Consider the following 2,954-nt stretch of genomic DNA (forward strand, 5'->3'; position numbering starts at 1 on the left):
GTATTATGTCTGAAAACTCCACCTTTTCTCCCGTCCTCACCGGCCGGGAACGTACGGCTGTCCCTGCAAAATCTCTGAGCTTCGTCGAAGGGGTATCGATGATTGTCGGTACCAATATCGGCGCGGGTGTCCTCTCCATCGCCTATGCGTCAAGCAAAGCGGGCTTCTTACCGCTGCTGTTCTGGCTGGTGCTGGTGGGCAGCCTGACCACGGTGACCATGCTCTATGTCGCGGAATCTACGCTCCGCACGCGTAAACATCTGCAGCTCAGCGGATTATCAAAGCGCTACGTCGGCGGCTTTGGCGCGCTGATGATGTTCCTCTCCGTCTGCGTCAACAGCGTCGGCGCATTGACGGCTTATATGACCGGCAGCGGCAAGCTGCTCTACTCCCTGTTTGGCATTTCGCCGGCGCTGGGCAGCGTGCTGTTTTTCGTCCCGGCGGCAGGGGTGCTTTATCTGGGGCTGAAGGCGATCGGCCGCGGCGAGAAATTTATCAGCATCGGTATGGTGGTGATGATCTCGGTGCTGGTGATTGCCACGCTGCTGAAAGAGACCACCCGCGTGGGCTATCTGCTCGACGGCAACTGGCTGTATATGGTTCCGGTCTTCAACGTCGTGGCGTTCTGCTTCTCGGCACAGTATATCGTCCCGGAAATGGCGCGAGGCTTCGCCGACAAACCGGAAAAATTGCCTAAAGCCATTATGGTCGGTATGGCGCTGACCTTTACCCTGCTGGCGCTGGTGCCGCTGTCGGTGATCTCGCTTAATGGCCTGGACAATATTTCGGATGTGGCCACCATCTCCTGGGGCAGGGCGCTTGGCGAATGGGCCTTCTTCTCCGCCAACCTGTTTGCGCTGTGCGCGATGTTGACCTCCTACTGGGGACTGGGCGGCAGCTTCCTGACCAATATCTTCGATCAGTTCCGCCTGGGGAATGATGAACAGCCCGCCCGCCGCTTGATGGTGCTGCTGGTGGTGGCGATCCCGCCGTTCGTGCTGGCCTACAGCGGTATGGTCTCTTTCGTCAACGCGCTCTATTTTGCCGGGGTGTTCAGCGGCGTTATTTTATCGATTATGCCGATCCTGATGCTCAAGGGCGCCCGCCAGCGTGGCGACCTGACGCCGGGCTGGACCTGTCCGGCCTGGATGACCCATCCGCTTATCCAATGCTTCATTGTGTTGTTGTATCTTTGCAGCGCCGTCTACGCGGTAGCGTCCGCGGTAGGCTACCTGCCCGCTGGCTGGTAATTAGGGCCTGTTTTGCACCGCGTCCGGTTCATGCTGGCGCGGTTTTTTTATTTGTCACTTATCTGTTACATAGCCCGCAATTTAGTCGTTTCAAATTCCTCAGAATGACGGTATGTTTAGCATAGTGTGCTGCAAAAGCGCGAGCAGCCCCCGGTTGATTAGCTATCATATGCTTTTCCTATCGATATAAACAAAATAATGCGCTAACAAACAACATCACAACAAATGCAAAAACCATAATAATGGGGAGCCTCAGGATGAATATGAAGGGTAAAGCGTTACTGGCAGGATGTATTGCCTTAGTTATGAGCAGCGCGGCGCTGGCGGAAGATATCAAAATCGCGGTAGTCGGGGCGATGTCCGGCCCGGTGGCCCAGTACGGCGATCAGGAGTTTACCGGCGCCGAGCAGGCGGTAGCGGATATCAACGCGAAGGGCGGCATTAAGGGCAATAAGCTGCAGATCGTAAAATATGATGACGCTTGCGACCCGAAACAGGCGGTAGCGGTCGCCAACAAAGTGGTCAACGACGGGATCAAATACGTTATCGGCCACCTGTGCTCCTCTTCCACTCAGCCGGCGTCTGACATCTATGAAGACGAAGGCATTCTGATGATCACCCCCGCTGCGACCGCGCCGGAGCTGACCGCGCGCGGCTATAAGCTGATCCTGCGCACCACCGGTCTGGACTCCGACCAGGGACCAACCGCGGCGAAATACATTCTCGACAAAGTGAAGCCGCAGCGTATCGCAGTCGTGCATGACAAGCAGCAGTACGGCGAAGGTTTGGCCCGTGCGGTGCAGGATGGCCTGAAAAAAGGCGGGGCGAACGTGGTCTTCTTCGATGGGATCACCGCCGGTGAGAAAGATTTCTCCACTCTGGTGGCGCGCCTGAAGAAAGAGAATATCGACTTCGTCTACTACGGCGGTTACCACCCGGAAATGGGCCAGATCCTGCGTCAGGCCCGCGCTGCCGGTCTGAAAACCCAGTTTATGGGCCCGGAAGGCGTAGCGAACGTCTCCCTGTCTAACATCGCCGGCGAGTCGGCGGAGGGCCTGCTGGTGACCAAGCCGAAGAACTACGACCAGGTGCCGGCGAACAAACCGATCGTGGATGCGATCAAGGCGAAGAAACAGGATCCGAGCGGCGCCTTCGTCTGGACCACCTACGCGGCGCTGCAGTCGCTGCAGGCGGGCCTGAATCAGTCTGACGATCCGGCGGAAATCGCTAAATACCTGAAAGGCGCGACGGTAGACACCGTGATGGGCCCGCTGTCGTGGGATCAGAAAGGCGACCTGAAAGGCTTCGAGTTCGGTGTCTTTACCTGGCATGCGAACGGTACGGCGACCGACGCCAAATAATTTAACCGGCGCCTTTCACGCTGCAAATGCGTTGTCTGCGCCCCTCAACCCCGGTCACTTACTGATGTAAGCTCCCGGGGATTTCGGGTCTTGACGCCTTTTTGCAACGCGAAATGCTGGGTTAAATGGGTAGGGCGCCTTTCACGCTGCAAATGCGTTGTCTGCGCCCCTCAACCCCGGTCACTTAACTGATGTAAGCTCCCGGGGATTTCGGGTCTTGAAGCCTTTTTGCAACGCGAAATGCTGGGTTAAATGGGTAGGGCGTTTTTCACGCTGCTAATGCGTTGTCTGCCCCCCTCAACCCCGGTCACTTACTGATGTAAGTTCCCGGGGATTTCGGGTT

2 protein-coding genes are annotated in these 2,954 nt (G+C 57.0%); both read left to right on the forward strand.

Annotated features, from left to right (window positions below):
• Nucleotides 1–5 precede the first annotated feature (5 nt).
• Nucleotides 6–1,250: an aromatic amino acid transport family protein gene (locus ACOI7D_RS27605; RefSeq protein WP_023291229.1), complete on the forward strand. Its 1,245-nt coding sequence runs from the start codon at nt 6–8 to the stop codon at nt 1,248–1,250.
• Between the two features lie 257 nt (nt 1,251–1,507).
• The gene (livJ, locus tag ACOI7D_RS27610; RefSeq protein WP_002920812.1) at nt 1,508–2,611 is read left to right on the forward strand and encodes a branched chain amino acid ABC transporter substrate-binding protein LivJ; all 1,104 of its coding nucleotides are present in this window, start codon (nt 1,508–1,510) and stop codon (nt 2,609–2,611) included.
• The last annotated feature ends 343 nt before the right edge of the window (nt 2,612–2,954 follow it).

The sequence above is a fragment of the Klebsiella sp. C360 genome, from assembly GCF_048822415.1.
Taxonomy (GTDB): domain Bacteria; phylum Pseudomonadota; class Gammaproteobacteria; order Enterobacterales; family Enterobacteriaceae; genus Klebsiella; species Klebsiella quasipneumoniae.

Bases quoted from the DNA above. Each gene is read 5' to 3' on its own strand.
- ACOI7D_RS27605 (WP_023291229.1), top strand. From the start codon at position 6: ATGTCTGAAAACTCCACCTTTTCTCCCGTCCTCACCGGCCGGGAACGT.
- livJ (WP_002920812.1), top strand. From the start codon at position 1,508: ATGAATATGAAGGGTAAAGCGTTACTGGCAGGATGTATTGCCTTAGTT.